At 50.6% G+C, this 23536-nt stretch carries 27 protein-coding genes and 1 tRNA gene; 12 read left to right on the forward strand and 16 right to left on the reverse strand.

The window, feature by feature from the left end; genetic code table 11:
• Positions 1-15: 15 nt before the first annotated feature.
• Both E3E23_RS01575 and E3E23_RS01580 read right to left on the reverse strand, forming a co-directional pair.
• On the reverse strand, positions 16-1950 hold the full coding sequence (locus tag E3E23_RS01575; RefSeq protein ID WP_167905893.1) for a complex I subunit 5 family protein: 1935 nt from the start codon (positions 1948-1950) through the stop codon (positions 16-18).
• Complete coding sequence (locus tag E3E23_RS01580) at positions 1950-3404, reverse strand: hydrogenase 4 subunit D (protein ID WP_167905895.1); 1455 nt, start codon at positions 3402-3404, stop codon at positions 1950-1952. Before E3E23_RS01580 ends, E3E23_RS01575 begins: the two co-directional genes overlap by 1 nt.
• Before the next feature lie 514 nt (positions 3405-3918).
• Between E3E23_RS01580 and hydB the strand changes: the two genes are divergently transcribed.
• From hydB to E3E23_RS01605, 5 genes are all read left to right on the forward strand, one after another.
• Complete coding sequence (gene hydB / locus E3E23_RS01585) at positions 3919-5022, forward strand: NADPH-dependent hydrogenase/sulfhydrogenase 1 subunit beta (protein WP_167905896.1); 1104 nt, start codon at positions 3919-3921, stop codon at positions 5020-5022.
• Positions 5019-5894 (forward strand): NADPH-dependent hydrogenase/sulfhydrogenase 1 subunit gamma, encoded by an 876-nt coding sequence (gene hydG / locus E3E23_RS01590; protein ID WP_167905898.1) that lies wholly within the window; start codon positions 5019-5021, stop codon positions 5892-5894. Before hydB ends, hydG begins: the two co-directional genes overlap by 4 nt.
• Positions 5895-5904: 10 nt before the next feature.
• The gene (hydD, locus tag E3E23_RS01595) at positions 5905-6693 is read left to right on the forward strand and encodes an NADPH-dependent hydrogenase/sulfhydrogenase 1 subunit delta (RefSeq protein WP_167905899.1); all 789 of its coding nucleotides are present in this window, start codon (positions 5905-5907) and stop codon (positions 6691-6693) included.
• On the forward strand, positions 6693-7973 hold the full coding sequence (gene hydA / locus E3E23_RS01600) for an NADPH-dependent hydrogenase/sulfhydrogenase 1 subunit alpha (RefSeq protein ID WP_167906546.1): 1281 nt from the start codon (positions 6693-6695) through the stop codon (positions 7971-7973). The genes hydD and hydA overlap by 1 nt, the downstream gene beginning before the upstream one ends.
• A 133-nt stretch (positions 7974-8106) precedes the next feature.
• A complete protein-coding gene (locus E3E23_RS01605) occupies positions 8107-8568 on the forward strand; it encodes a hydrogenase maturation protease (protein WP_167905901.1) in 462 nt (153 codons plus the stop codon).
• 8 nt (positions 8569-8576) lie between these two features.
• Here the strand turns inward: E3E23_RS01605 and E3E23_RS01610 are convergent, their stop codons facing one another.
• The 4 genes from E3E23_RS01610 to lonB all read right to left on the reverse strand — a co-directional run bounded on the left by E3E23_RS01610 (position 8577) and on the right by lonB (position 13082).
• A complete protein-coding gene (locus tag E3E23_RS01610) occupies positions 8577-8870 on the reverse strand; it encodes a hypothetical protein (protein WP_167905902.1) in 294 nt (97 codons plus the stop codon).
• Between the two features lie 114 nt (positions 8871-8984).
• A complete protein-coding gene (locus E3E23_RS01615) occupies positions 8985-10322 on the reverse strand; it encodes a SufD family Fe-S cluster assembly protein (protein ID WP_167905904.1) in 1338 nt (445 codons plus the stop codon).
• Entirely contained in the window at positions 10315-11061 is a 747-nt protein-coding gene (gene sufC / locus E3E23_RS01620) for a Fe-S cluster assembly ATPase SufC (protein WP_167905905.1), read from the reverse strand. The genes E3E23_RS01615 and sufC overlap by 8 nt, the downstream gene beginning before the upstream one ends.
• A 113-nt stretch (positions 11062-11174) precedes the next feature.
• The gene (gene lonB, locus E3E23_RS01625) at positions 11175-13082 is read right to left on the reverse strand and encodes an ATP-dependent protease LonB (protein ID WP_167906548.1); all 1908 of its coding nucleotides are present in this window, start codon (positions 13080-13082) and stop codon (positions 11175-11177) included.
• A gap of 117 nt (positions 13083-13199) precedes the next feature.
• On the opposite strand from lonB, the gene E3E23_RS01630 reads away from it, so the two are divergent.
• The 7 genes from E3E23_RS01630 to E3E23_RS01660 all read left to right on the forward strand — a co-directional run bounded on the left by E3E23_RS01630 (position 13200) and on the right by E3E23_RS01660 (position 17004).
• A complete protein-coding gene (locus E3E23_RS01630) occupies positions 13200-13988 on the forward strand; it encodes a DUF2666 family protein (protein ID WP_167906550.1) in 789 nt (262 codons plus the stop codon).
• A 77-nt stretch (positions 13989-14065) separates the two neighbouring features.
• On the forward strand, positions 14066-14452 hold the full coding sequence (locus E3E23_RS01635; RefSeq protein ID WP_167905906.1) for a RidA family protein: 387 nt from the start codon (positions 14066-14068) through the stop codon (positions 14450-14452).
• Between the two features lie 23 nt (positions 14453-14475).
• The gene (locus E3E23_RS01640; RefSeq protein ID WP_167905908.1) at positions 14476-14847 is read left to right on the forward strand and encodes a Mov34/MPN/PAD-1 family protein; all 372 of its coding nucleotides are present in this window, start codon (positions 14476-14478) and stop codon (positions 14845-14847) included.
• Positions 14848-14904: 57 nt separating this feature from the next.
• The gene (locus tag E3E23_RS01645; RefSeq protein WP_167905910.1) at positions 14905-15282 is read left to right on the forward strand and encodes a helix-turn-helix transcriptional regulator; all 378 of its coding nucleotides are present in this window, start codon (positions 14905-14907) and stop codon (positions 15280-15282) included.
• A gap of 8 nt (positions 15283-15290) precedes the next feature.
• Positions 15291-15593: a MazG nucleotide pyrophosphohydrolase domain-containing protein gene (locus tag E3E23_RS01650; RefSeq protein ID WP_167905911.1), complete on the forward strand. Its 303-nt coding sequence runs from the start codon at positions 15291-15293 to the stop codon at positions 15591-15593.
• 169 nt (positions 15594-15762) lie between these two features.
• A complete protein-coding gene (locus E3E23_RS01655) occupies positions 15763-16212 on the forward strand; it encodes an Lrp/AsnC family transcriptional regulator (protein WP_167905912.1) in 450 nt (149 codons plus the stop codon).
• Between the two features lie 78 nt (positions 16213-16290).
• Positions 16291-17004 (forward strand): DUF92 domain-containing protein, encoded by a 714-nt coding sequence (locus E3E23_RS01660; protein ID WP_167905913.1) that lies wholly within the window; start codon positions 16291-16293, stop codon positions 17002-17004.
• 143 nt (positions 17005-17147) lie between these two features.
• Here E3E23_RS01660 and E3E23_RS01665 read toward each other — a convergent pair whose 3' ends face one another.
• From E3E23_RS01665 to E3E23_RS01710, 10 genes are all read right to left on the reverse strand, one after another.
• Positions 17148-18197: an SPOUT family RNA methylase gene (locus tag E3E23_RS01665; protein WP_167905914.1), complete on the reverse strand. Its 1050-nt coding sequence runs from the start codon at positions 18195-18197 to the stop codon at positions 17148-17150.
• Between the two features lie 89 nt (positions 18198-18286).
• Positions 18287-18889, reverse strand: a complete 603-nt coding sequence (locus E3E23_RS01670) for a 30S ribosomal protein S3ae (protein ID WP_068666683.1) — start codon at positions 18887-18889, stop codon at positions 18287-18289.
• 18 nt (positions 18890-18907) lie between these two features.
• The gene (locus tag E3E23_RS01675) at positions 18908-19159 is read right to left on the reverse strand and encodes a KEOPS complex subunit Pcc1 (RefSeq protein ID WP_167905916.1); all 252 of its coding nucleotides are present in this window, start codon (positions 19157-19159) and stop codon (positions 18908-18910) included.
• Entirely contained in the window at positions 19149-20579 is a 1431-nt protein-coding gene (locus tag E3E23_RS01680; protein ID WP_167905918.1) for a DHHA1 domain-containing protein, read from the reverse strand. The genes E3E23_RS01675 and E3E23_RS01680 overlap by 11 nt, the downstream gene beginning before the upstream one ends.
• Positions 20580-20608: 29 nt before the next feature.
• A complete protein-coding gene (locus tag E3E23_RS01685; protein ID WP_012571476.1) occupies positions 20609-21064 on the reverse strand; it encodes a 30S ribosomal protein S15 in 456 nt (151 codons plus the stop codon).
• 83 nt (positions 21065-21147) lie between these two features.
• Complete coding sequence (locus tag E3E23_RS01690; RefSeq protein WP_167905920.1) at positions 21148-21690, reverse strand: lamin tail domain-containing protein; 543 nt, start codon at positions 21688-21690, stop codon at positions 21148-21150.
• Between the two features lie 152 nt (positions 21691-21842).
• Positions 21843-22061: a hypothetical protein gene (locus tag E3E23_RS01695; protein ID WP_167905921.1), complete on the reverse strand. Its 219-nt coding sequence runs from the start codon at positions 22059-22061 to the stop codon at positions 21843-21845.
• Positions 22062-22106: 45 nt separating this feature from the next.
• A tRNA-Met gene (locus E3E23_RS01700) sits at positions 22107-22184 on the reverse strand.
• Positions 22185-22270: 86 nt separating this feature from the next.
• Positions 22271-22975, reverse strand: coding sequence for a hypothetical protein (locus E3E23_RS01705; RefSeq protein WP_167905922.1), 705 nt, complete (start codon positions 22973-22975; stop codon positions 22271-22273).
• 14 nt (positions 22976-22989) lie between these two features.
• Positions 22990-23442 (reverse strand): hypothetical protein, encoded by a 453-nt coding sequence (locus E3E23_RS01710; RefSeq protein ID WP_167905923.1) that lies wholly within the window; start codon positions 23440-23442, stop codon positions 22990-22992.
• Between the last annotated feature and the right edge of the window lie 94 nt (positions 23443-23536).

The raw sequence follows: 23536 nt of genomic DNA on the forward strand, positions 1-23536 counted from the left end.
CCCCGCCAAAATTTTTCACACCCCACGCAGTACTGTCCAAAGCGTTCGAATATAACGAACCACAGGCATCAGCCAGGCTTCGTCAAGGTAAACCGCTGGGCACTCCCTTAAGTCATCGAGTGTCTTCACATCAACGCCCGGAATCTCAGAGACCTTGACGAAGTACTTGGCAATCCAGAGGTAGCCCCTTACAACCGCCCCAAGGATGGCCTCTCCTACCCGCTTAGCCGCACTTCCAAAGCCGTAGAATGCCCCGATTCTTTCCTCGCACTGTAAATAGTAGTCCCTTGCACGCATTCCAAAGCGGTCCTTTGGCAGCTCCGTTGAACCGGCGTCCCAGGGCTCGGCATCCTCCGTCTTACTCGGGAGAGCTATGTAGAGGCCAATCCCGATGATGCCAAGAATTATCAGGAAACCAACTGGCGAGAAGTACGTCGAGAGGTAACCGATGCCGGTCGCGTCAGAGCTCACTATCTCCATAACTGGCTCCGTCAAAAGCGGCACTACCAGCGCCGGGAAGATTCCTATGATGAGACACAAGATCGAGAGAATGCCTTGACCAAAGAGCATCGAAGCGGGAACCTCTTCTCCATCTAGCTCGGATTTGCCACAGAAAGCTGCAGTGTAGAACTTGAAAGAGTAGGCTAAGGTCACTGCACTCATGAACATTGCCAAGATTGAACCAAGGACAAAGAGACTCACTCCGGAGTAGTAGCCAGCTTCGTAGAGCATCCACTTGCTGAGGAAGCCATTGAACGGAGGAATCCCCGAGATGGCGAACGAAGAAAGAAGCGCAAAGAGGGCGGTGAATGGCATTACCCTATAGAGGCCACCCAACCTGTTGAGGTCCTGGGTGCCGAGGGAGTACTCGAAGGTTCCGACAGTGAGAAAGAGAGAGCCCTTGAAGAGCGCATGGTTGAGCGCGTGGAAGAGTCCGGCCACCATACCTAGGGCGCCGACAATAGCTAGCTCACCCCCTCTGGGAATGAGCGCCATCCCGATTCCAACGCCGAGCCAGATGTAGCCCATCTGACCAACACTGGAATAGGCGAGCAACCTCTTTGCGTTTGTCTCTTTAAAGGCGTAGAGCGATCCAACGGCAAGAGTAATAATGCCCAGGATCGCAACTAGGTAGCCAAACTTAACGTTCGGTGGAAGCATAGTATAGGTCATCCTGAGCAGACCGTAGAGGGCCACTTTCTCCATTATCCCTGCTAGAAGTGATGAAACGTTACTCGGAGCGGTCCTGTACACTTCTGGTACCCAGAAGTGGAAGGGCACTATTCCCGACTTCGCCATGAAGGCAAAAAGGAACGAGCCATAGAACAGGGCAAGAAGTGGCGTTGAAAGATTTTCGATGTTGCCGGCTATGTTAGTGTAGCTCATGGTCTCAAGTGAGCCGGTGAGGGAGTAGCCAATTCCCATTGATATAAAGAGAGGAACCGTAGCAAGTACCTGCATCGCAATGTAGTAGTCCGTCGCGGGTTTGAGGCTCTTATCCTCGTCCCAGATAATCAGGACGAAAGAGCACAGCGTCATCAGCTCCCAGAAGAAGACAAACCACATTAGGTTGCCCGTAACGATAAGAAGGGCCATGGAAGCGAGGAAGGTGTTGTAAACCAGGGCGTACAGCCGTGCTTTGTCGAGCCCTTTGTACAGGTTCATGTAATCCACGGAGTAGACTGATGTAGCGAGGCCGCTGAGACCAAGTATAATCAGGAAGACTAGTGAAAAGCCGTCAACGTAGAGTGGGACGCCTAAGAGGTGGCCCTCAATTGGGAATCTCTCCTTTGAGGTGTAGACTTGGAAGACGTAGCCTATCAGCGCAGTCGAGCCGAGCGCCGCGAAGAGGCTCGAGAGCCTAACCGATGCGCGGTAGCTTCCTACGACTCCCATAATGGCACCAGTGGTGAAGAAGGCGAGCGCAATCTCGAGTGCCTCTATTCCCATTACACCGCCACCCCTATGCTGGTTATGAAGTGGTAGCTGATCCATGGTGCTATGATTCCGAGGATTATGAGGACCACTAGCGTTGCTTCCATCAGATAGGGAATCTCCACGTGCTCAGCGCTCGGTTCCCCGTAGAGCATCCTTCTGAGCCAGGTTATTGCCACTATGAAGAAGACCACTGCATCGAGGAGCACCAGGATGAGTGGTACCCAGCAGAGGGCCGCAGATAGTACCAATTCCCCATTCATCAGGATATACCCCTTGCTGAAAAACAGGCCAAGGGGAGGAGCTCCAGCAAGACCTACCAGTGCCAAAAACCAGGCAACGCTCACGGTGGGCATGATTTTCCTCAGTCCGGTTATTTTTTTCATGTTGAGAGTCCCGAGGGCGTAGCTGAAGGCTCCAGCCGAGAGGAAAGCCAAACCCTTGACAAAGGCGTGATTGAAGAGCTGGAATATAGCCGCCTGCAGACCGTCGGTGTGGCCTAGAAGGGCGTAAAGCAGACCAACGTACATAACGCCCGCCATTCCTATGGTTGAGTAGGCGAACAGCCTTTTGGCGTCTTTCTGGAGTGGGTAATAAATTATGACCAGTATCTGGGTTATTGCCACGAGAATTAGCATAACATAGAAGGCCGTTCTTGGAATGGGGCTCATAAACTGGATTATCCTCGCCAGCAGGAAGACCCCCATTTCTACCATTGCCGCGCCGTTGAGGAACGCACTTGCGGGGGTCGGTGCCGTCATGGCGTCGGGCAACCATGAATAGAGGGGAAACTGGGCACTCTTGGCGAATGCAGCTATCATGGTACAGAGGAAGAGTATCAGCTTGGTGTCAGAGTCGAGTCTGGCTAGGGCGTAGAGGCTCAGGTCGTGGAGCTTAGTTACTCCTATCGCAACCGCCAGACACAATCCAATGAGGGCGCCTAGGTTGGTGACAAAAAAGGCTTTGTGGGCAGCCATGTGGGCTTCTTTGGTTCCGTAGTATTTTACGACACCCCAGCATGCTAGGTTCATCATCTCAAAGAAAATGAGCATCTGAAGCATTGATGACGCGTAGACAAACGCCAGCGTCGCTCCTACGAGAATAACCATCCAGGCGTAAAAGCGCCCTTTGCCCGAGTAGACAGGGTGCAGTCTGTTCTTCTCGCTTATGTAATTAATGGCATAGAGAAGGAAAATGACACTAATGATACTAACCTCAATGCCGATGAGAACGCTTATAGGGTCGATTATAACTCCGTAAACCTCGCCTATGGAGGAGGTCTTGAGATAAACGATGTGGTGAACACCACGGACCTTTAGATATTCAAAGACTCCAATAGCGTTTTCAACAAATGATGCAGAAATCACCGCTAGCATGAAAGCATCAGCTTTTTTGCCGTCCAATTTTACCAGAAATGGGCCAAAAAGCAGGGGGATTAGGAAAGATAAGTTGAAATGTAGAAAATTCATCTATTTTGCACCCCCGGGGTCCTATTGTTGACATAACCAGGCATTCCCCGTTCTTTAAAAGAGTTTTTTGATAGCTTTGTTTTCAACAAAAAGTTAACTAAACGGAGTAAATGGCTAAATATGGTTTAAATGGTCTCAATAAGTACAATTATGCTGTGTGCTGTCATTAAACATATTTGTTAATGGTCATGAAAAAAGTACAGCAAAAAAGTTCCTCAAGAGTATGAACTTTCCATTATCCATCAGTATAAGATCCATACACGACTCTGTTTGCTTGGGCAACAATGAAACAATGTGCTGTTTTGCTCATCCTTCCCCATGGGACCAATATCTGTCGCCCTATTGTCTTAATAAACCATGTTGTAGACTTTTAAGTTTCAACGTAAACAAAAACGTTTCAACCTTTGGTTTACAATTTTCGGGTTTAAAAACGCTTTTTTATCTATCTACCAAGCCTAGACTGAGGGAACAAACATGAGCACGTGTACATTTATGTCCATTAGGGGGTGATAATGTGAGATACGTCAAGTTGCCAAAAGAAAACACATATGAATTTTTAGAAAGACTAAAAAACCTCGGAAAGCTGTACGCTCCAGTGAAAATTTCTGATAAGTTCTATGACTTCAGAGAAATTGACGACGTCCGGAAGATTGAATTCAACTACACTAGAACCATAATGCCGCCCAAAAAGTTCTTCTTCGCTCCGAGGGAGAAAATGTTCGAATTTAGTATTTCAAAGGCAGAATACAAAGAGGTAATCCCGGAAGTAGAGCCATTCGTTTTGTTCGGCCTTCATGCCTGCGACATCTACGGTCTGAAGATACTCGACAGCGTATACCTGGATGAGTACCCTGACAAGTACTACAAGGTCAGGCGTGAAAAAGGCATAATCATCGGTATAAGCTGCATGCCAGATGAGTACTGCTTCTGCAACCTGCTAAGGACTGACTTTGAGCATGACGGCTTTGACCTGTTTTTCCACGAGCTTCCCGATGGCTGGCTGGTGAGGATCGGAACTCCAACGGGCCACAGGATAGTTGACAAGAACATCAAGCTGTTTACCGAAGTCACATCCGAGGACATCTGCGCCTTCAGGGAATTTGAAAGGAAGCGTGCCCAGGCATTTAGGTATCACGAAGAGTGGGACAACATCCACTATCTGCTGGAGCTCGAGATGGAGCACCCACTCTGGGAAAAAGAGGCGGATAAATGCTTTGCCTGTGGCAACTGCAGCACCGTCTGCCCAACCTGCAGGTGCTATGAGGTTAGGGATGTCGTGAACATTGATGGCGACACAGGCTACAGGGAAAGGCGCTGGGATTCGTGTAAGTTTAGGAGCCATGCGCTCGTGGCTGGCGGTCACAACTTCAGGCCTACCAAGAAGGACCGCTTCATAAACCGCTATCTCTGTAAGATGTCCTTCCACTGGACGCTTGGAATCAACTTCTGTGTCGGCTGTGGAAGGTGTACCGCCTTCTGTCCGGCCGGCATTGATTTCGTGAAGAACCTCAGAATTATAGCTGGATTGGAGGACCCAGCCTGCCCGTCCGAGCTGAGCGAAGAAATCCCGAAGAAAGGTTTTGCATATGCCAACAACGTGAGGGGTGAGGACATATGAGCGAGTCCAACGTCTGCCTCTGCCACGACAATCCGTACGCCCTCGACAAGGTCAAAGTTCTCAGGGTGTACTCACTGACGGAGAAGGAGAAGCTTTTCCTCTTCAGGTTTGAGGATCCAGAGATAGCCGAAAACTGGACCTTCAAGCCAGGACAGTTCGTCCAGCTCACCATCCCGGGTGTTGGAGAGGTCCCGATAAGCATCTGTTCATCGCCTATGAGGAAGGGATTCTTTGAGCTGTGCATAAGGAAAGCAGGAAGAGTTACAACCGTTGTCCACAGGCTCCAGCCTGGCGACACCGTCTTAGTGAGGGGCCCCTACGGAAATGGCTTCCCAGTGGACGAGTGGGAGGGCATGGACTTACTCCTAATCGCTGCTGGCCTCGGAACGGCTCCACTCAGGAGTGTCTTCCTCTACGCCATGGACAACCGCTGGAAGTATGGAAACATAACCTTCATCAACACAGCTCGTTATGGGAAGGACCTCCTCTTCTACAAGGAGCTTGAGGCCATGAAGGACCTTGCCGAAGCCGAAAACGTCAAGATAATCCAGAGCGTTACGCGCGACCCAGACTGGCCAGGCCTGCATGGGAGGCCTCAGAACTTCATAGTTGAAGCCAACACCAACCCGAAGAACACCGCCATAGCCATATGCGGCCCGCCGAGAATGTACAAGGCAGTCTTTGAAGCGCTCATAAACTACGGATACCGCCCGGAGAACATCTACGTGACTCTGGAAAGGAAGATGAAGTGTGGAATAGGCAAGTGCGGTCACTGCAACGTCGGAACGAGTACCTCATGGAAATACGTGTGTAAAGATGGCCCCGTCTTTACGTACTTTGACATAGTCTCAACCCCAGGGCTGCTTGATTGAGGTGGTAGAAATGACGGGGAAAATTAGGATAGGGTTTTACGCTCTCACCTCATGCTACGGCTGTCAGCTCCAGTTCGCCATGATGGATGAAATAATTCAGCTCCTCAATAAGGCCAACATCGAGTGCTGGTTTATGGTAGACAGGGACAGCGACGAGGATAGGGAAGTTGATATAGCCTTCATCGAGGGAAGCGTTTCAACAGAGGAGGAAGTCGAGCTTGTAAAGAAAGTTAGGGAGAAGGCAAAAATAGTCATCGCGGTTGGCTCATGCGCTGTTCATGGAGGAGTGCAGAGCTGGGCCAACGACAAGAAGCTCGAAGAGCTTTGGAAGACTGTTTACGGCGATGCCAAAGTAAAGTTCCAGCCGAAGATGGCCGAGCCCGTTGAGAAGTACATCAAGGTTGATTACAAGCTCTACGGCTGCCCACCGGAGAAGAAGGACTTCCTCTACGCCCTTGGAACTTTCCTCGTCGGCTCGTGGCCGGAGGACATAGACTACCCAGTCTGCCTCGAGTGCCGCTTAAAGGGCAACCCATGCATACTCATAGAGAAGGGCGAGCCGTGCCTTGGACCAGTAACTGTAGCTGGTTGCGATGCGAGGTGCCCGAGCTACGGAATAGCGTGCATAGGGTGTAGAGGTGCTATAGGCTACGATGTTGCCTGGTTCGACTCACTGGCCAGGACATTCAAGGAGAAGGGCCTCACCAAGGAAGAAATCCTTGAGAGGATGAAGATTTTCAACGCCCACAATCCAAAGCTCGAGGAGATGGTTAACAAAATCTTTGAGGAGGGAGAATGATGTACATACCAATTACTGTTGATCACATCGCGCGTGTAGAGGGAAAAGGCGGAATCGAGATAATCATGGGCGACGAAGGCGTTAAGGAGGTCAAGCTCAACATCATTGAAGGTCCAAGGTTCTTTGAGGCCATAACAATTGGCAAGAAGCTTGAAGAAGCCCTGGCCGTTTATCCAAGAATTTGCTCCTTCTGTTCAGCAGCTCACAAGCTCACCGCCCTGGAGGCTGCTGAGAAAGCGGTAGGCTTCACCCCGAGGGAGGAGATTCAGGCCCTGAGGGAGGTCCTCTACATAGGCGACATGATAGAGAGCCACGCGCTTCACCTCTACCTCCTCGTCCTGCCAGACTATCTCGGCTACTCCAACCCGCTCAGCATGATAGATGAATACAAGAAGGAAATCGAGATAGCCCTAAAGCTCAAGAACCTCGGCTCGTGGATGATGGACGTTCTTGGAAGCAGGGCGATTCACCAAGAAAATGCTATCTTGGGTGGCTTCGGGAAGCTCCCCGATAAAACCACACTAGAGGAGATGAAGGGGAAGCTCAAGGAGGCACTTCCGCTGGCAGAATACACCTTCGAGCTCTTTGCAAAGCTGAAGCAGTACAAAGAGGTGGAGGGCCCGATAATCCACATGGCAGTTAAGCCGAGGGGAGACGTCTACGGCATCTACGGGGATTACATCAAGGTGAGCGACGGTTTCGAATTCCCAGTTGAGGAGTACAAGAAGCACATAGTTGAGAGGGTTGTGGAGCACAGCTTCGCCAAGCACAGCTTTTACAACGGCGAAAGGCCATTCATGGTCGGCGCAATTTCAAGGATAGCCAATAACGCAGAGCTGCTCTACGGCAGGGCCAAAGAGCTCTACTCGCAGTATAGAGACCTCCTACAGCCAACCAACCCCTTCGCCAACAACCTCGCCCAGGCGCTTGAGCTCGTCTACTTCATAGAAAGGGCCATAGACCTAATCGACGAAACCCTCGCTAAGTGGCCGATACGGCCGAAAGACGAGGTAGAGATAAGGGACGGAAGGGGAGTAAGCTTCACCGAGGCACCGAGGGGACTGCTCGTCTACACGCTCGAGATCAAGGACGGTAGGGTGGCCTACGCTGATATAATAACGCCGACCGCGATGAACCTGGCCATGATGGAGCACCACGTCAGGATGATGGCAGAGAAACACTCTAACGATGAGCCGGAGCAGCTCAAGCTCCTCGCGGAGATGGTCGTCAGGGCCTACGACCCGTGCATCTCCTGTTCGGTGCACGTGGCGAGGCTTTGAGCTTTCCCTCTTTTTTTGTCTTGGCACTCGAAGCGTGATTATTATAACCGGGTTCGAGAAAACATAACACTGAAAGGCCACCAAAAGACGCTGGAAGCGTTATTGTCTAAAAAGTAGGCAAGGAGGAAAATCCATGAGCACGCTCATCTTAGCTCTAGGAAACGAGCTGATGAAGGACGATGGAGTGGGCTTAAAGGTCGGCAGGCTTCTGGCAGAAAAAGGTTACAACGTTCTCGAAGTTGGCACGGACATATTCAGGCTCCAGAGCCATTACAGTGGAGAGGAGCGGCTCATAATCATCGACGCAATACTTAGTGAAAAGTTCAAGCCGGGAGAAATAATCCACGTGAGCGGCGATGAGGTTTTCGAGAAGCTGAAGGCCGAAATCAGGAGCGCGCACTTCATGGGGGCAATAGACGGGCTCAAACTCCTCATGGCACTCGATGAGAGGCTCGCCAACGTTGAAATCCACTTCGTTGGTATCGTTGCGAAGGAAATTGACCTCGGCATGGAGCTTAGCGAGGAAGTAGAGAAGGCCCTTCCGAAGGTTGTCGAGCTTGTTGAAGAATTGGCCAAAAATGAATTCTACAGTTAAAAATGAAGTCAGCCGAAGAGGAGCTCAAGCTCCTTCTTCATTATGCTTCTGTTCATCGCGAGGTGGATTATAATTAGGAACATCATTATTATGCCGTACTGGGCCCTGAGCTTGAGAAAATCCAGCTGGGTCATTCCTAAGAAGCTTCCGGCTTTGCTGGCGATTATCGTCCCAATCGTTATGAATACAACACCCAGGAACATCACGAACAGAAGCAGCGAGAATGTAGCCTTTATCTTCAGCTTCTTCCTCATTTTCGGGTTTTTCTTTGCCTCTTCAAACGCTTTAGCCATTGGATCCATATTATCACCCCACAAAAGAAATGAAGAACCGGTTAAAATCCTTAGTTCGGATTCACAGGGAAAAAACGACTAAAATTAGGGAGTATAAGAAACAAAGAGAAGAATCTTCAGTAGTCACATTCCACCGCTCACTGCCAGCTCGATTATTTTCCTTATCTCGACGAGGAACTCCATTGGGATGTCCTTGAGCATCGGTTCCAGGAAGCCCTTGACTATCAGCTGGGTCGCCTTTTCCTCGCTCAGGCCGCGGCTCATGAGGTAGAAGAGCTCCTCCTCGCGGATTTTACCTATAGCGGCTTCGTGGCTCAGCTCGGCATCATCAACCCTGCTGACCAGACCCGGATATGTCTCCATCACCGCTTTGTCGCTCATCAGCAGGGCGTCGCAGCTTATGTGTCCCTTGGTTCTTGGCGCTTCGGCCACTATCTTGCCCCTCGTTATGACAGTGCTCTCGTCCATTATGACTGCCTTGCTCGCGTTTATGCCAGCGGCTTCCCTCCCCTGGAGGTACATCTCGCCGCCAAGGTCAACGTACCAGTCCTTCTGGCCGAGGATGATTCCGTTCAATTCAACGTAGCCGTTCTCCTCAACCCAGTACTTGGGATTGGCTATGTTGCTCCTGCCCGTTCCGAGACCGACGGTGGTGTTGATGAAGCGGGCGTTCTTTCCTATTCTAGCTCTCGTCATCGGTCTCGTATGAACGTACTCAGGCCAGTTCTGGAGAACCGTGAGCTGGACCCTTGCGCCGTCGTGTATATACGCCTCCGTCATGTCGAGGTGAAGGGAGTGCTTAACTAAAACGGGTGCCGTACAGCCCTCAATGAGGTGGAACTCCGTGTTGGGTTCGGCGATGATTATTATGTGCGGAGCCTGGGCTAATGCGCTCTCCTGTATGAGGAAGAACAGGTGGAGCGGGAAGGGAACCTTTAAGCCTTCCTTGACGTAGAGGAAGATACCGCCGTTCCACACTGCCGTGTGATAGGCTGCCAGCTTGCTCTCGTTGGGGCTGAACATCTGGAGGAAGTGCCTCTTTATGACATCGGGGTACTTCTTCACTGCCTCCTCCATTGGAAGAACTATGAGGCCCTTCTTCGCCCACTCCTGAAGGAACTGGTTGTAGATTATTCCAGTGTCTGTCTGAACGGCCAAACCGGCAATGTACTTCTGCTCGACCTCGCTTATGCCGAGCCTATCGAGGAGTGCCTTCATCTCTGGAGGGAGGTCATCGAGGCTCTCTATGTGCTCTGGGAAGCCCTCTATCTCGGGCTTGGCTATGAACCTCAGCAGTTCGTCCTTGCTAATGACCGGGTCATTGTGAGGGGCCTTCTCGAAGGCTTCCAAGCCTTTGTACCTTATGCGCGTCATCCATTCCGGCTCTTTGTTCCTCCTAGCGAGGTTCTCTATCTCCTGCGCTATGATCTCCTTGGCTTCCTGAATGGTTATCTCACTCATCGCAACCACACTCCTCGAAAAGTCTCTGGAAGCCTTTTTCTTCAATCTCCTTCACGAACTCGCCTCCCTTTTCGAGCACTATCCTGCCGTCCCTCATCACGTGAACACTGAACGTGCTCGGGTCGAGGTGCTGGAGGATTCTTCCGTAGTGGGTTATCAGTAGTATCGCCGTTCCTTTTTTGTGGAGCTCCTCGATCTTCCTGCTTATCACGCTGAGCGAATCCACATCAACGCCACTGTCAGGCTCGTCGAGAATTAGGAGCTTCGGCTCGAGGAGCAGTGCCTGGAGGATTTCAAACCGCTTTCTCTCACCGCCAGAGAAGCCGGCGTTAACGTATCTCATGAGGTCATCCTCTTTGAACCACAGTTCCCTAGCGGTTTCCACTATCATATCATAGGCTTCAGCAAGGTCAATTCCCTTGACTTCCGCGAGAACCTGCTGGAGGAAATCTATTATTTTGACCCCTTCAACCTCTTCCGGATGCTGGAATGCGAGCATTATGCCCATTTTGGCCCTTTCATGGGGAGGTAGATCGGTTATGTCCTTGCCATTGAAGAGTATCTTACCCTCCCTGACTTCATACCTCGGATGACCAGCAATGGTCAGCGCGAGGGTGGATTTTCCAGAACCGTTGGGGCCCATGATGACATGAAAGCCCCCCTTATCCACGGAAAGGTTCACGCCCTTGAGAATCTCCTTATCTCCGACAGTGACCCTGAGGTTCTCTACTTTGAGCACTCTCCCACCTCCTAGGTTACCTCGATTGGCCATTTTTTAAGCATTTCTGGCCAAAGATGTAGAAGGCCATGAAAAGAGCGTCCTTCCGCAAAATAGATAAAAACAAGGTAAACTCAGCGGGAGAGCGGTAGGGTCTCCCTAATCCTCCTGAGAAGCTCCCTCTTCTTCTCGCTTTCCTCGAGCGCTATCTCGAGAACCTCGTCGATTGTCTCCACTGGAATGATGTTTATCGTCTCGGCTTTGTCCTTGCTGAGGAATACATCCTTCTCGTTGCTCTTGGGGATTATGACTGTCTTTATACCCGCCTCGATAGCAGCTTCGATCTTCGGCGTTGCACCGCCTATCGGGAGCACCTCGCCGCGAACGCTGAGCGAGCCAGTCATTGCCACGTCCTGCCTTATAGGAATCTCTTCAAGGGCCGAGATGACCGCAGTAGCAACGCTTATGCTGGCGGAGTCACCCTCAACTCCCTCGTAGGTCTGGAGGAACTGGACGTGGATGTCGTAGCGACTAATGTCCTCACCCTTGTAGCGCTTGATTATCGCCGAGACGTTCTGGACTGCTTCTTTCGCTATCTCGCCAAGTTTTCCAGTGACGATAATCTTACCCTCCTCCTTGCTCGCCGCTGGGGCAACAACAGCTTCAATCGGTAGGACGATACCGCTCTGCTCACCTATGACTGCTAATCCGTTCACCCTTCCTATCTCGCTGCCCTCAGTCTTGATGACCTGATACTCCTTCTTGCGCTCGATGTACCAGTCTGCCAGCTGCTTCTCGAGGGGCTTCGCCATCTTTATGGCCTCTAAAACGTCCTCCTTCTCGACGTACTTCTTACCCTTCTTGACCGCTATGTCACCCGCGGCCCTGACGATACCGCCGAGGTCTCTGAGGCGGAGCGTTAAGTGGCCCTTCCTTCCAGCCCTCTTCTGGGCCTCCCTTACTATCTCTTCGACGGCATCCCTCGTGAAGTGCGGAATCTTACCGTCCCTAATTACCTCCTGGGCCACGAACTGGACAAGCTTCTTCCTGTTTTCCAGAGTGTCCGGCATAGTTGTCCTCATGTAGACCTCGTAACCGTAACCCCTGATCCTCGAGCGGAGCGCTGGGTGCATCTTGTCCACAGTATCGAGGTTTCCAGCGGCCACAAGAACGAAGTCACATGGAACTGGCTCGGTCCTGACCATCGCACCGCTCGACATCTCACTCTGGCCGGTAATGGGGAACTTCTTTTCCTGCATTGCAGTGAGCAGGCTCTGTTGCATCTTTAGGCTCAGGGTGGCAATCTCGTCTATGAAGAGCACTCCCTTGTGAGCGCGGTGTATCATTCCCGGCTCAACGCGCTCGTGAGCCGGCGTTCCGAGGCCACCGCTCTGGAAGGGGTCGTGACGAACATCACCAAGTAGCGCTCCGGCGTGTGCACCCGTTGCGTCGATGAACGGTGCCTTGGTTCTTCCACAGTTATCAACGAGGAGCTTTGGAACAAGAACCGAACTTTTGAGGCGCATGTTGGAGAGGGCCATTATGGTGATTATTATGACGAACAGGCCCATGAGGAGAGTGGTGGCGTTAAACTGAATAAATAACGCCATCATGACGGTGAATATGACAAGTAGGAGAAGGTAGGACTTTATATTCTCCTGACTCTTGGCCTTCTCCCGGTACCTCTCAACGATGCGCCTGCCCTGACAGGCAGGGACGGTTTTAATTTTAGGCATGTTCTCGTCTTCGGGGTTGGGGAAGACCAGGATATCCTCAAGGCTCTCCGTTGGGAGGAGCTCAGCCATCGCCTGGCCGAGCATGGACTTTCCAGTTCCAGGCTCGCCTATGAGAAGGACGTGCCTCTTCTGAGTGGCTGCAGTTTTAATGACCTCTACTGCATGTTCCTGACCAATAACCTGATCGATGAGCTTTTCCGGAACCTTGATTTCCTCAGTGGTGTTGAACTCAATGCCAAGTTCTAAGCGCTCCCCGTACTCTTTGGGGGTCAGGACTTCCTTCTTAACGTTCTCGTCGTCCCCCATTTTCCTTCCCTCTTGCACCCTCTCAAACTCGAATGCTCAGAGCGATTTATAACTTTTTTGAGGATGTAAAGAAAAAGCTAAAATAGGCCTTGGCACCCATAGAGGTTGGTGAGAGCAATGAAAGTTGAGGATCAGATTATCTTTACGGCCCGTCACGGAAGCTGGAAGGTAGGAGACCGGCTCCTCGATATGGACAACGAGAGCATTGCCCACTTTCTCGCGAGCATTGCCAACACCGTGAACTTCAAGGTAGCCGAGTATCTAACGGAAGTCATGAACATCGCGGGAATAATGAGCCTCGCCGAGGAGATAGCCAAAAAGGACCTGAGTGATACTGTAGTGGCCCTCAAGTCTCCAGGAACGGCAAGAAAGCTTGGCACCCTTGTCTTCGAGGAGGACAAGAAGCTAAAGAAGCACCTCGTTGAGGTAGCCAAGGCAATTCTCGTTAGAGCGGCTCTGGCCAAGAAGGTTCCCATTGACTACCCCGAAGAGCCCTTGAAGGAAGTCAAAATCGTCCTCCCCTTCAACGAAGACCACATCAACTTCACGGCCAAGCACGGCAGGTGGATAGTCGTGAAGAGGCTCATGATAGACGATAAGACTCCTATGGCGGATGTCGCCAGAATCCTGGCGAGCATAAACGAGACGATAACGCTTAAACTTCCAATCTACGCTGGGATAGACCTGGATGGTATAGATGCTTGGTTCGGGGAATTCAAGAAGGTTAAAAAGGCCGAGATTCCCGCTGTAGTTGAGAAGTACAAGCACTTCCCGGCCGAGAATTACGCACCGAGTGGCTTTGAGAAACACGCAGAGGTTTATGCCCTTAGGAAGGCCCTGGAGAAGATAGGCCTCCCGCTCGACGTCCCGGCAAAGAACCTCGAGAAGTACCTGGAGAAGAAATGATGAAGCCGAGGACACCCGAGCTGGAGCGATGAGGAATCTTCGCTTCGCTGATGTCTTCCCTGTTTGGAGGTGAAAGAATGAAGAAGGAAGTGGTTTTCACGGAAGATGCCCCAAAGCCAATCGGGCCCTACAGCCAAGGGGTAATTGTGGAAGCCAAGAGGTGGCTTTTCGTTTCCGGCCAGATACCGATAAATCCAGAGACAGGGGAACTGATAGACGGCCCAATCGAAGAGCAGGCAAAGCAAGCCCTTGAGAACCTCTTAGCAGTTGTGAGGGCCGCCGGCGGAAGCGCTGACAACGTCGTCAAAGTTACCGTCTACATAACAGACATGGCTGAATATGCCAAGTTCAACGAGGTCTATGCCAAGTATTTCTCTGGATCCAAACCGGCCAGGGCAGTCGTCGAGGTTTCAAACCTGCCAAAAGGAGTCAAGGTTGAGATTGATGCCATCGTCGCCCTTTGACTTCCATTTTTTGGTGGTTGATAATGGAAACAGTCAAAATCCGCAGAGAACTACTCGAATATCTCCTCGAATTGGCTAGGGAGTTCTATCCTAACGAATTCGCTGGCTTTTTGAGGGAGAGAGACGGGATTTTTGAGGAGGTTCTCATCGCCCCAGCTGGACACTTCGGTCGCAATTCGGCGTTTTTCAACACTTGGATGCTACCCTATGATGAGACCATAAAGGGGACGGTTCATTCCCACCCGAGCCCCAATCCGTGGCCCTCCCAGGCAGATTTAGAATTTTTCTCCAAGTTCGGAGGGGTTCATCTAATAATCGCCTACCCATTTACAGAGGAGAGCGTGAGGGCTTACAAAAACGATGGAACCCGATTGAGACTTGAGGTTCTTGATTAATTTTCATGTGAAAATTCTTAAAAGGGGACTGTCCAATTTACTAACTGGTGTTGCACTATGAGGGTTAAAGATGTACTAGGAGAACTGGACGAGAAGCAGCGGAAGACTGTCATTCAATGTGCAGAAACCTGCGGAATTCCAGATCTCGAAAAGGACATTGAATCCTCTGTGAATAAGGACATCGTAAAATTCCTTAAGGCAATATCAAACCCACTGAGGCTTCAGATACTCAAAATTCTGAAAGACAATTGGCTGTGTGTGTGCCTGATATCCAAAATACTCGGGCAGGATCAGACCCTAATCAGCCACCACCTTCGTACTCTAAGAGCCCTCGGCCTAATACTCGAGAGGAAGGAGGGCAAGATGCACTTCTATAAAACAAATACGGAGACCCTGGAGAGATACTTATCACAGGTTAGAACTGAACTAGTGTAGGTGTCTCTATGAACGAACATCAACAAAGAGTCGATAAGCTCGTCAAGGAATTCGGGGGTTACTGGAAGCCATTTGAGATGCTGGCAGCTTTAGTGGAGGAGATTGGAGAGCTCTCCGACGAACTCCTGAAACTGGAGGGAGTTAAGGGAGCCGGGAGCCAAAAGAAATTGAGAGAAGAGCTAGGGGATGTGATGTTTGCCCTCTCGTGTATTGCCAATTACTATCGAGTGGACCTTCTGGAGGCACTCGAGGAGAGCATACGGAAGTACGGAGAGCGCGACGCGGAACGTTGGAAAAACCCCGAAAAATGAACTTTCTTTTATCAATTTCTTGGATGTAACATAGTGTCTCATCACATAATCCAGTTTTAGGGAAGTAGTAGCATTTAGGATAACCTACTGATTGGAAACATTCCAAATTATCGAAAGATTTTTATAAGAGTTTACACAATTTCTGCCATAGTTAGGTGGGGTGAACGCAATGGCGGATAAAATAACTGGAGTTGATGTGAAGATTCTGAAACTTCTCGCCAAGAACGCCCGTTTGACCTACAAAGAGCTTGCAGAGATTTTGGGAACCACCAGGCAGAGGATTTCCAGGAGAATGGACCGTCTCGAGAGGAACGGCATAATCAAGAAGTACACAATAATTCCGGACTACGATGCTCTCGGTTACGTCCACGTCATTCTGGGGATAACCATCAGGCCATCTGTTGACATAGACGAAGTTATTGAACTCCTCAAAGAAGATGAGAACGTCAAAGTAATCGAGAGGGCATTGGGCTCCCACAATCTGGTGGTGCACATTGTTGGCCCGAAAGACATGAAGGAAATGGAAAAGATAATTTCTAATGTCTCCAGGAAAATACCCGGCATCGACAAGCTCGATATAACTTTCGTTACGGAGATTGTGAAGTTCGAGGTTCTTTAATTTCCTTTACTTCCTTCGTCAATGAACGAGAGAAAGAATAATAAAGCATTGATAAGCGAGTTCTCCAAGGTGACAGTGATGCTCGAAAGGCTGGCAGTAGACGTTGCAGTGATGGCAGGATTGAGCGTAGGTTCTTACAAGATAAAGGCTCTCGATACCAAGGGTGCCCTTGCAGCCGCGGCTATAGGTCTGGCTGTTGTTGAGCTCGGCGGAACGTATCCGCTTTTGGCTATGATAACCTTTGTAATCCTTGGTGTTCTGGCAACAAAGTACAGGTTCAGAGAGAAAGCAAAACTCGGCCTCGCTCAGAGCAGGAACGGGGTAAGAAGCTGGGGCAATGTTCTTGGCAACGGACTCGCAGCGGTGATTTTCTTAGCCTTTGAATACTTCTCCAACATGGACGTTTTCTGGGCCGCCACTTTTGCATCCATAGCGACCGCCAACGGCGACACCCTCGCAAGTGAGCTGGGAAAAGTTTTCGGAAAACGACCCAGGCTTATAACCAATCTCAAGCCAGCTAAACCCGGCGTCAACGGGGCCGTTTCACTGCCTGGAGAGCTCTTTGCGCTTATCGGCTCGTTTATCATAGCGCTCTTCGCCCTTCCGCTCACGACTCAAAAAGCCCTCATGCTTCTGGCGGTTACCCTCGGGGGGTTCATAGGGGTTAACCTCGACAGCCTCATCGGGGCAACCCTTGAGAACGAGGGAATAACAAACAACAACTCCACCAACTTCCTGGCTTCACTTCTCGGTGGCTTCGCCGGTGCGCTCCTTTTCTATGTCCTTGCGTGAGGTTTAAAAGAGACTGCGAAAAAGCCCGATTTGGCGGATGATGACTACGGCGGATTCCTGAGCGGTGAGGAAGACCTTAGGGTCTGACGCCGTCTACTTGCCAATAATTGTTGAATTCTGGAATTAAATAAAAAAGTAAAAGCTCACTCTTCCCTCGTCCTGGCGTACTCTTCGTAAACCTCCCACAAGGACACCAGCGCAGCGGGAATACCGTGCTCAGTTGCAAAGGTCATGTAGGGAGCCAGATCCACGACATAATCAGCGAAGCGGAAGAGACCGCGCGGTATTCCCTCGCGGGAACCGACAAAGATGACGACCTCCTTGGCATAGTAAAGGTCCTTGGCCAGCTTATCTTTCACCTCGGCCAACGTTGGTCCCTTCGGGTCGGTAATTATGAGTAGCCTCTTATTCCTTCTCTTGTCTCTGACCACCTGGTAGAGATCCCAGACGCTGACGGGCACCTTCTCGACCTTCCACGGATAGGCCTCGCGCTGTATCTGGTGCCTGCTCTCCTGGCCGACCCTCACCCCCTTAATGAACTCCATTAGCTCGAAGGCATCCATCTTCTCCTTGGGGGCTATTATAAGCTCCCTCACCTCAAAGGCCTGGGCAGCCCTTCCAATCTTCTCACCAAAGCTCCTGCAGGCCTTGTAGTCACCCCAGTAGGGCATCTGGACGAGCGTAACCTTGCGGAAGAGCTTCCTCGCGTCGATTTTATCAGGGGTAAACTTCCTGTACTCCTCCCCAGGAAGAAGGGAGATGTAAGCTTTATCGCCTATTATCTCGACCTGAACCACCTTGTCAGGCCAGCTTAGGTTAACATCGGCGTTGGTGAGTTCCTTGATTTTCGCACCGAGCTGGACGTTAACGTCGAGGCTCGAGAAGTCGTGCTTCCCGCGGCGCTTGGTCTTAACGGCAAAGGTCTCGTTTTCTCTGATGAGCTTTGCAACATCCTCAGCTACGCTCAGGATAGCCTCAAGCTCGGCGGGAACCTCGAAGAGGACCCTTATAGCCCTCTCAACCTCAGGTATCTCCAATATCTTTTCCTCGGCACTTCTATCGTCAGTCTCCACTATGACGAGGCCAGAGTAGCCCATCGGAGATGCCCACACCTCTGCATCTGGAAGGGCCTCTCTGATGTAGTTAGCGGCAACACTCTCCATCCCGCGCTGAGTCTTGACTAGAAACTTCACCCTCTCACCTCCAGAGGAAGAACGCTTGGGTGTTTAAAAGCTTGCCGAGAAGAGAACTGGAAGGTATAGAGAAGAGGGTTGAGAGGCCTTCAGGCCTCCGGCTCTGCGAGAACCTTTATCTTCCTAATCTCGGCCCTCTTGATCGGGTAGATCCTCCTGGCTTCCTTGGCTATCTCGGTGGCCATCTTTCCAGTGACGGCCTCGAGGATGAAGTCCTTGTAGTTGAGCTCCTCGGCCTTCTTGTAGATTATGTCCCTCATTATCTCCCTGATGGCCCTCTCCTGGCTGGTCTGTATGCGCCTGTAGGCGATGACCATACCCATAACGCGGAGCTTGTAGCCGTCCTTGGTGGTGATGTTGAATATGCCGTCAATTCTCGTGGTTCTCCTCCTAACGAGGCTCCTGATGTAGCTCCTCGCGAGGGTGTGGCCCTTGAACTTGGTGTAGGCGTTCTGGCCCTTGACGTCGTAGACCTGGAAGTAGAGCTTGACCTGGCCCTTGGTGAAGTCGCCGGTGAGGTCCTTGAGGGTAGTCTCGATGACCCTTCCGATGACCTTCTCGGGGTCGTCGGCTGGAGTTAAGCCTATCTCCTTGTTGCCGAAAAAGTCTGGAGCGTAAACCACGAACCACTCTTTCATCTTCCACTTATCCTTGGTTGCAGCAGCCCTCTTCCTTGGGTTAGCCTTTGCCATCTTAACACCTCCAACCTTTCACGTGACATCTTCGGCGATTTTGATTGAAAACACCAAATCGTCCAGCGCTTTGATGAGTGTTTCAATCTCACCCGAGTATTTAACCTTTGTTATGACGTCCCCATCATCCCATCGGGTTTTCACATTTAAACTTTTCTTTAGGCTCGCCGGAAGGCTCGTGTTGTCCACCTCGAGCGCCTGGGCTATAGCTTTGGCCCTCTCTTCGTTTCCGTAGTGCCAGACGATTTCGACCTTTGCTTTAATCTCCACTGCCGCTGCCTCCCGTAACCTGCTTTGCCAGGGCCTCGTTGAAGTACTTGATGAACTCGTCTATCCTGCTCTTTGGGAAGCGTATTCCAGCGGCTATGGCGTGCCCACCACCCTCTCCGCCAAGCTTCTCCGCAACTTCCTTGAGGGCCTTGCCGAGGTGGTAGCCCTTCGCCAGGGCCTTCTCCGTCGTCCTTGCCGAGCCCTTCACGAGGTTTGGATCCTCATCGCTGTCCGCGAGTACAACGACGGGCTTTTCTGGGTCTGCCAAGCCGGCGTTGATGGCTATGTTGGCCGCTATGCCGACCAGAGTATCCCTGATGTTTCTGCCCACGTAGAAGACATAGGCATGCTCGCCCTCGTCGGCCATGTTCCAGTTCTGGATTATGAACTTCCTCGCCTCTATCTGCTCCCTTTTGTAGTCGTCGAGCATTTTCCTTGCCCTTTTGTAAGCTTCCTCGTCTCCCAAGCATATCGCGGCACCAAGAGTTCCAGCGTTGAGCCTGCCGGTGGCGTTCAAGAGTGTCGCGAATTCCCTTGCCTCGTGCCGCGGATCGCCTTCAGGGTAGAGCGGGCTTATGACCACGTCGCCGATAAGCCTGTCTATGGCTTCCTTGGGGGCATTGTGCTTTATCATGTGGATTATCAAAGCATCGTGAAGCTTCCTCTTCTCCTCTTCGCGAAGCTGCCAGTATTTCATGTCTGGATCAAAGCCTTTAGCTCTAAGCCACTCTATGGCCTTCCTTTCGTCACCGGTTATTTCTGGAATCTCAGGGTTGGTCGCGTAGGCGAGCATCTGGGCGAGGGTCCTGCTCTCTCTGCCGAAGAGACGGAGCTCCTTCCTTATCTCGAGAATGCCGAGCTTTTTCCCGTCCTCGATGATGTCCAGGTTCATCCCATGGAAGGTTCCGTCTATTTCCTGCATGTCCCCAACTGACCCAACGAGTGCGATATAGCTCAAGTCCCTGTTCTTATCGTTCATCTCTCTAGCGACGAAGTAAGCAACGCCAGAGCCACTCAGGTCTCTAACGCTGTTAGCACCTAAGGAGACGGGATTCACCAAGAGGTGGGAATCGGTGGAGAACTCGTCCTTCTCGGGCGGATGGTGGTCAGATACCACCACCGTCGCGTTCGTGAGGTATCTTTCGATTAGCTCCATCGAACCGCTTCCCAGGTCGCTGAAGACGTAGATACGGTGCTTCTCCTTGGCCAGCTCTTGAATCAATTCCCCACTGAGCTGCTTGACTATACTGAGCTGGAAGTTTCCGCCCTCCCTTGCTATCGCCTTGGCGAGAATGGCACCGGCAGTTATACCGTCTGCATCGCGGTGGGAGATTATCCTTATGGTGTGCCCTAGCTCGATGTGCATCTTAATTAGCTCTGCCCCTTCGCGAGCCTTCTCCAAGAAAGCGCCCTTGTCCATCGTACCACCTTATAAGAAGGAAAGGGAAATCAGCGGACTAAGAGCTTGGCCTGCTCTGGGTCGTAGCGCCACTTCGCTGGCAGCTTGCCGGTTCTTCTGTAGTACTTGACAAGCCTCCTGATTTTGCTCTCGGTGAGCTGGAGACCGCGCCTTGAGTGCTTGTCCTTCGGATGCATCTCAAGGTGCTTCCTGAGCTTGACGGCCTTCCTGATAAGGGCCATGAGGTCCTCCGGGATCTCCGGGGCGAGGCCGTTCTCCTCGAGTATCTTGGTTATCTTCTTGCCGGTGATGAGCTTGACGCTCGGAATGCCGTACTGATCCCTGAGGATGGTTCCTATCATGGCAGCGCTGTAGCCTTCCTTCCTGAGCTTAATAACGAGCCCCTCGACCTCCTCCGCCGTGTACTCTACCCAGGTCGGCGGAGCGGTCCTCGGTGGCCTCTTAGAACCAGACCTACCCCTCTTTCTCGCGTGTATCCTTGCCATATCATACACCTCCCGGTGACGGCCAGCTCCCGCCAGCCGCCCCTTCGCATCAGCCTAAAAGAAGGAGTTTAAAAAGTTTGCCGTCAGTGACAGCTGACGGCTCCCCCTTCCTCTCCGGTCCAGCTGCAGCTGTCCACGAGATTCCCACTTGCGTCGTAGAGGTAGGCAGTATCGCCGTCGTTGTTCCAGACAGCCTTCTTTTTGCCCCAGTATAAGTCTGTGTCAGTATCAGTTCCCGAGCCGGTATGTATAGTCACCGTTTTTCCGGCCTTCAAGATGAAGCCGTCTGGGAAAGAATACGTGTGCTTTTTTTCATCTACCAGCTTCCATCCGCTTAGGTCTTCGTCTTTACATCCCAAATTGGCTATAACAACGTACTCATCGTTTAGATTTAGACGCTCTATCCCGTTAGCATTATAATGGACGTAGTATATCACCACCTTGGAACTCCCGTTGCACGACTGATTTGTCAGTTCCTGCGCTATTTCGTTTGAGATAGCTTCCATTACAGCCGTGTAATCAGAAGTCATTACTGCCAGCTGGTGGATGACAACGAACACTACTACCAGTGCCACGGGAATAAGGAGCAAATATCCGATACTGGCAACTCCCTTTCTCATCTTCATCCCCTTGTGGAATTTTATTAACGAAAGCAAATAAAAGTTTAGCGGGATATCACTGTTTCAGCCGGCATCTATTTCAAACTATGATGCTCTCCACCGCAAGGCGGTGATGTTTTCTCACTTCATAGGGGGCTATGTTGGGCTCTAGACCTCTACTATGGAACAGTCCCGAAGCCGGATTCAAAATCCCGCTTTAAAAGGATACCATTGAAACCGTCTCCTCTATTGGTTGCTTTTGTTATAACGGCTCTCAAGAGAACTGTGTCCTTGCCTCCAACATCTGCCACCAGTAAGTCCGTGTTGCAAAGTTTGCCAAGGAGATAGGATTCACAATCAAGCGGGAACAGGAAAAGCTTGAACGCCTCTTCAAGCATATTATACAACTCAGAAACTCAAAAATATCATCACAGCCCAGAATGTGGTAGCGGGGGGAGGATTTGAACCTCCGACCTCCGGGTTATGAGCCCGGCGGGCACTCCTAGCTGCCCCACCCCGCTGCTCAACCCGTTAGTTAGTGAACCGTGGAGGGTTTATAAATTTTGCGGGGGAGGTATCAAAATAAGAAAACTAAAAAATCACTATGTTACTCAGAAGGTTGCACAACAACCGTAACTTTCAAGTCCTTATCTTGGGACTCGAACCGTACTGGAATGCCCCTTGAATTCACCAATACAGTCCACTCTTTTCCTGAGGGGGACGTGAACCTATACGCAAACAACCTTTCTTTAAGTCCAAGACCCATTAGAATCCTGTCCGTTGTAGATAGTTGCAACTGTATCCTAGATAGACCTGTTGAGTTGAGGACAAGACGCCTGAATGCTATCATCGGAAGATTGTCTTCGAACATAGTAATGGCCTCATCCTTTTCAATACCATAGTACTGACTCCAGAATTCTGTCAAGTCCATTGTCGTTCCATTGTTCAACATGATAGTCCCCTTAATCTCCCCAGTGTTCAAGTTTACTATCACCTGGGCACGTGTCAGAAGGGTTCCATTGACATAGAACTCCTCCATCGCCTTCACTATTTCCTTTCTCATGTCAATGTGTCCTACTGTAATAACTTTACCAATATATGTGAAATCTTTCATAACTTTTCTGACCCCATTCTGCTCAATAACATGTACATAATACTGATTAAACTCGATACTTCTCGTGAAATTGTAAGCAACTAGAGTTCTCGCAGAGGTAACTAGAGTATCCTTGGATGGAGGCTCAACAAGAGCATACGCTGTTCCGAGAACACTTCCAATGAACAACACAATAATGAGTGCTAGTATCTTTTTCATAGGGATCACCCCCTCTACCTCTCGTAAACATTCACATAATGCCAACCTATTTCCAACTCAGAGCGAGGGCCTCCTTCATTATCTCTCGGGTAGGGGTAATAGAAACTTTCTGTAAATCCAGGCTCCGTATAAGTTCTGAATAATCTAAATCCGGCGCTATTAGTTAACTCTGCCGCCGCATAATCTAGAACATACACCCCGAGAACTGGAATAATGATGTACCCCCACCCCGACCCCTGGTACCATGAAGTCGTGTATGTCCCAAGAGTACCTTGCATTGTAAACTTGTAAGTGTACGGCCAGAAACCTATCGTTCTCGTTGCATAAAAGTCAGGCCCGGTATCGTATAGAACCACGTCGTATATAGCCCCCCATGCTCCCACTGGCTTGACTGAGCCTGCGACTATTGCTTCAAAAAAAACTATCCAAACTATTACCATTGCAACTTTTTTTACTGGAGATGTCATGGTAGACACCTCCGATGATGTCACTAAAAATTAGAACTTTTTAGTATAATAATTTTACGGTTAATAAGTGTTGAAAAGAAGAGTTTATAACTCC

Origin of the sequence: Thermococcus sp. CX2 (genome assembly GCF_012027555.1) — an archaeon.
GTDB lineage: Archaea > Methanobacteriota_B > Thermococci > Thermococcales > Thermococcaceae > Thermococcus.

What these genes read in the sequence shown, in the direction of transcription:
- E3E23_RS01575 (WP_167905893.1), bottom strand. Translation starts at nt 1,950, where the DNA reads ATGGGAATAGAGGCACTCGAGATTGCGCTCGCCTTCTTCACCACTGGT.
- E3E23_RS01580 (WP_167905895.1), bottom strand. Translation starts at nt 3,404, where the DNA reads ATGAATTTTCTACATTTCAACTTATCTTTCCTAATCCCCCTGCTTTTT.
- hydG (WP_167905898.1), top strand. Translation starts at nt 5,019, where the DNA reads ATGAGCGAGTCCAACGTCTGCCTCTGCCACGACAATCCGTACGCCCTC.
- hydD (WP_167905899.1), top strand. Translation starts at nt 5,905, where the DNA reads ATGACGGGGAAAATTAGGATAGGGTTTTACGCTCTCACCTCATGCTAC.
- hydA (WP_167906546.1), top strand. Translation starts at nt 6,693, where the DNA reads ATGTACATACCAATTACTGTTGATCACATCGCGCGTGTAGAGGGAAAA.
- E3E23_RS01605 (WP_167905901.1), top strand. Translation starts at nt 8,107, where the DNA reads ATGAGCACGCTCATCTTAGCTCTAGGAAACGAGCTGATGAAGGACGAT.
- E3E23_RS01610 (WP_167905902.1), bottom strand. Translation starts at nt 8,870, where the DNA reads ATGGATCCAATGGCTAAAGCGTTTGAAGAGGCAAAGAAAAACCCGAAA.
- E3E23_RS01615 (WP_167905904.1), bottom strand. Translation starts at nt 10,322, where the DNA reads ATGAGTGAGATAACCATTCAGGAAGCCAAGGAGATCATAGCGCAGGAG.
- lonB (WP_167906548.1), bottom strand. Translation starts at nt 13,082, where the DNA reads ATGGGGGACGACGAGAACGTTAAGAAGGAAGTCCTGACCCCCAAAGAG.
- E3E23_RS01630 (WP_167906550.1), top strand. Translation starts at nt 13,200, where the DNA reads ATGAAAGTTGAGGATCAGATTATCTTTACGGCCCGTCACGGAAGCTGG.
- E3E23_RS01635 (WP_167905906.1), top strand. Translation starts at nt 14,066, where the DNA reads ATGAAGAAGGAAGTGGTTTTCACGGAAGATGCCCCAAAGCCAATCGGG.
- E3E23_RS01640 (WP_167905908.1), top strand. Translation starts at nt 14,476, where the DNA reads ATGGAAACAGTCAAAATCCGCAGAGAACTACTCGAATATCTCCTCGAA.
- E3E23_RS01645 (WP_167905910.1), top strand. Translation starts at nt 14,905, where the DNA reads ATGAGGGTTAAAGATGTACTAGGAGAACTGGACGAGAAGCAGCGGAAG.
- E3E23_RS01650 (WP_167905911.1), top strand. Translation starts at nt 15,291, where the DNA reads ATGAACGAACATCAACAAAGAGTCGATAAGCTCGTCAAGGAATTCGGG.
- E3E23_RS01655 (WP_167905912.1), top strand. Translation starts at nt 15,763, where the DNA reads ATGGCGGATAAAATAACTGGAGTTGATGTGAAGATTCTGAAACTTCTC.
- E3E23_RS01660 (WP_167905913.1), top strand. Translation starts at nt 16,291, where the DNA reads ATGCTCGAAAGGCTGGCAGTAGACGTTGCAGTGATGGCAGGATTGAGC.
- E3E23_RS01670 (WP_068666683.1), bottom strand. Translation starts at nt 18,889, where the DNA reads ATGGCAAAGGCTAACCCAAGGAAGAGGGCTGCTGCAACCAAGGATAAG.
- E3E23_RS01680 (WP_167905918.1), bottom strand. Translation starts at nt 20,579, where the DNA reads ATGGACAAGGGCGCTTTCTTGGAGAAGGCTCGCGAAGGGGCAGAGCTA.
- E3E23_RS01685 (WP_012571476.1), bottom strand. Translation starts at nt 21,064, where the DNA reads ATGGCAAGGATACACGCGAGAAAGAGGGGTAGGTCTGGTTCTAAGAGG.
- E3E23_RS01690 (WP_167905920.1), bottom strand. Translation starts at nt 21,690, where the DNA reads ATGAAGATGAGAAAGGGAGTTGCCAGTATCGGATATTTGCTCCTTATT.
- E3E23_RS01695 (WP_167905921.1), bottom strand. Translation starts at nt 22,061, where the DNA reads ATGCTTGAAGAGGCGTTCAAGCTTTTCCTGTTCCCGCTTGATTGTGAA.
- E3E23_RS01705 (WP_167905922.1), bottom strand. Translation starts at nt 22,975, where the DNA reads ATGAAAAAGATACTAGCACTCATTATTGTGTTGTTCATTGGAAGTGTT.
- E3E23_RS01710 (WP_167905923.1), bottom strand. Translation starts at nt 23,442, where the DNA reads ATGACATCTCCAGTAAAAAAAGTTGCAATGGTAATAGTTTGGATAGTT.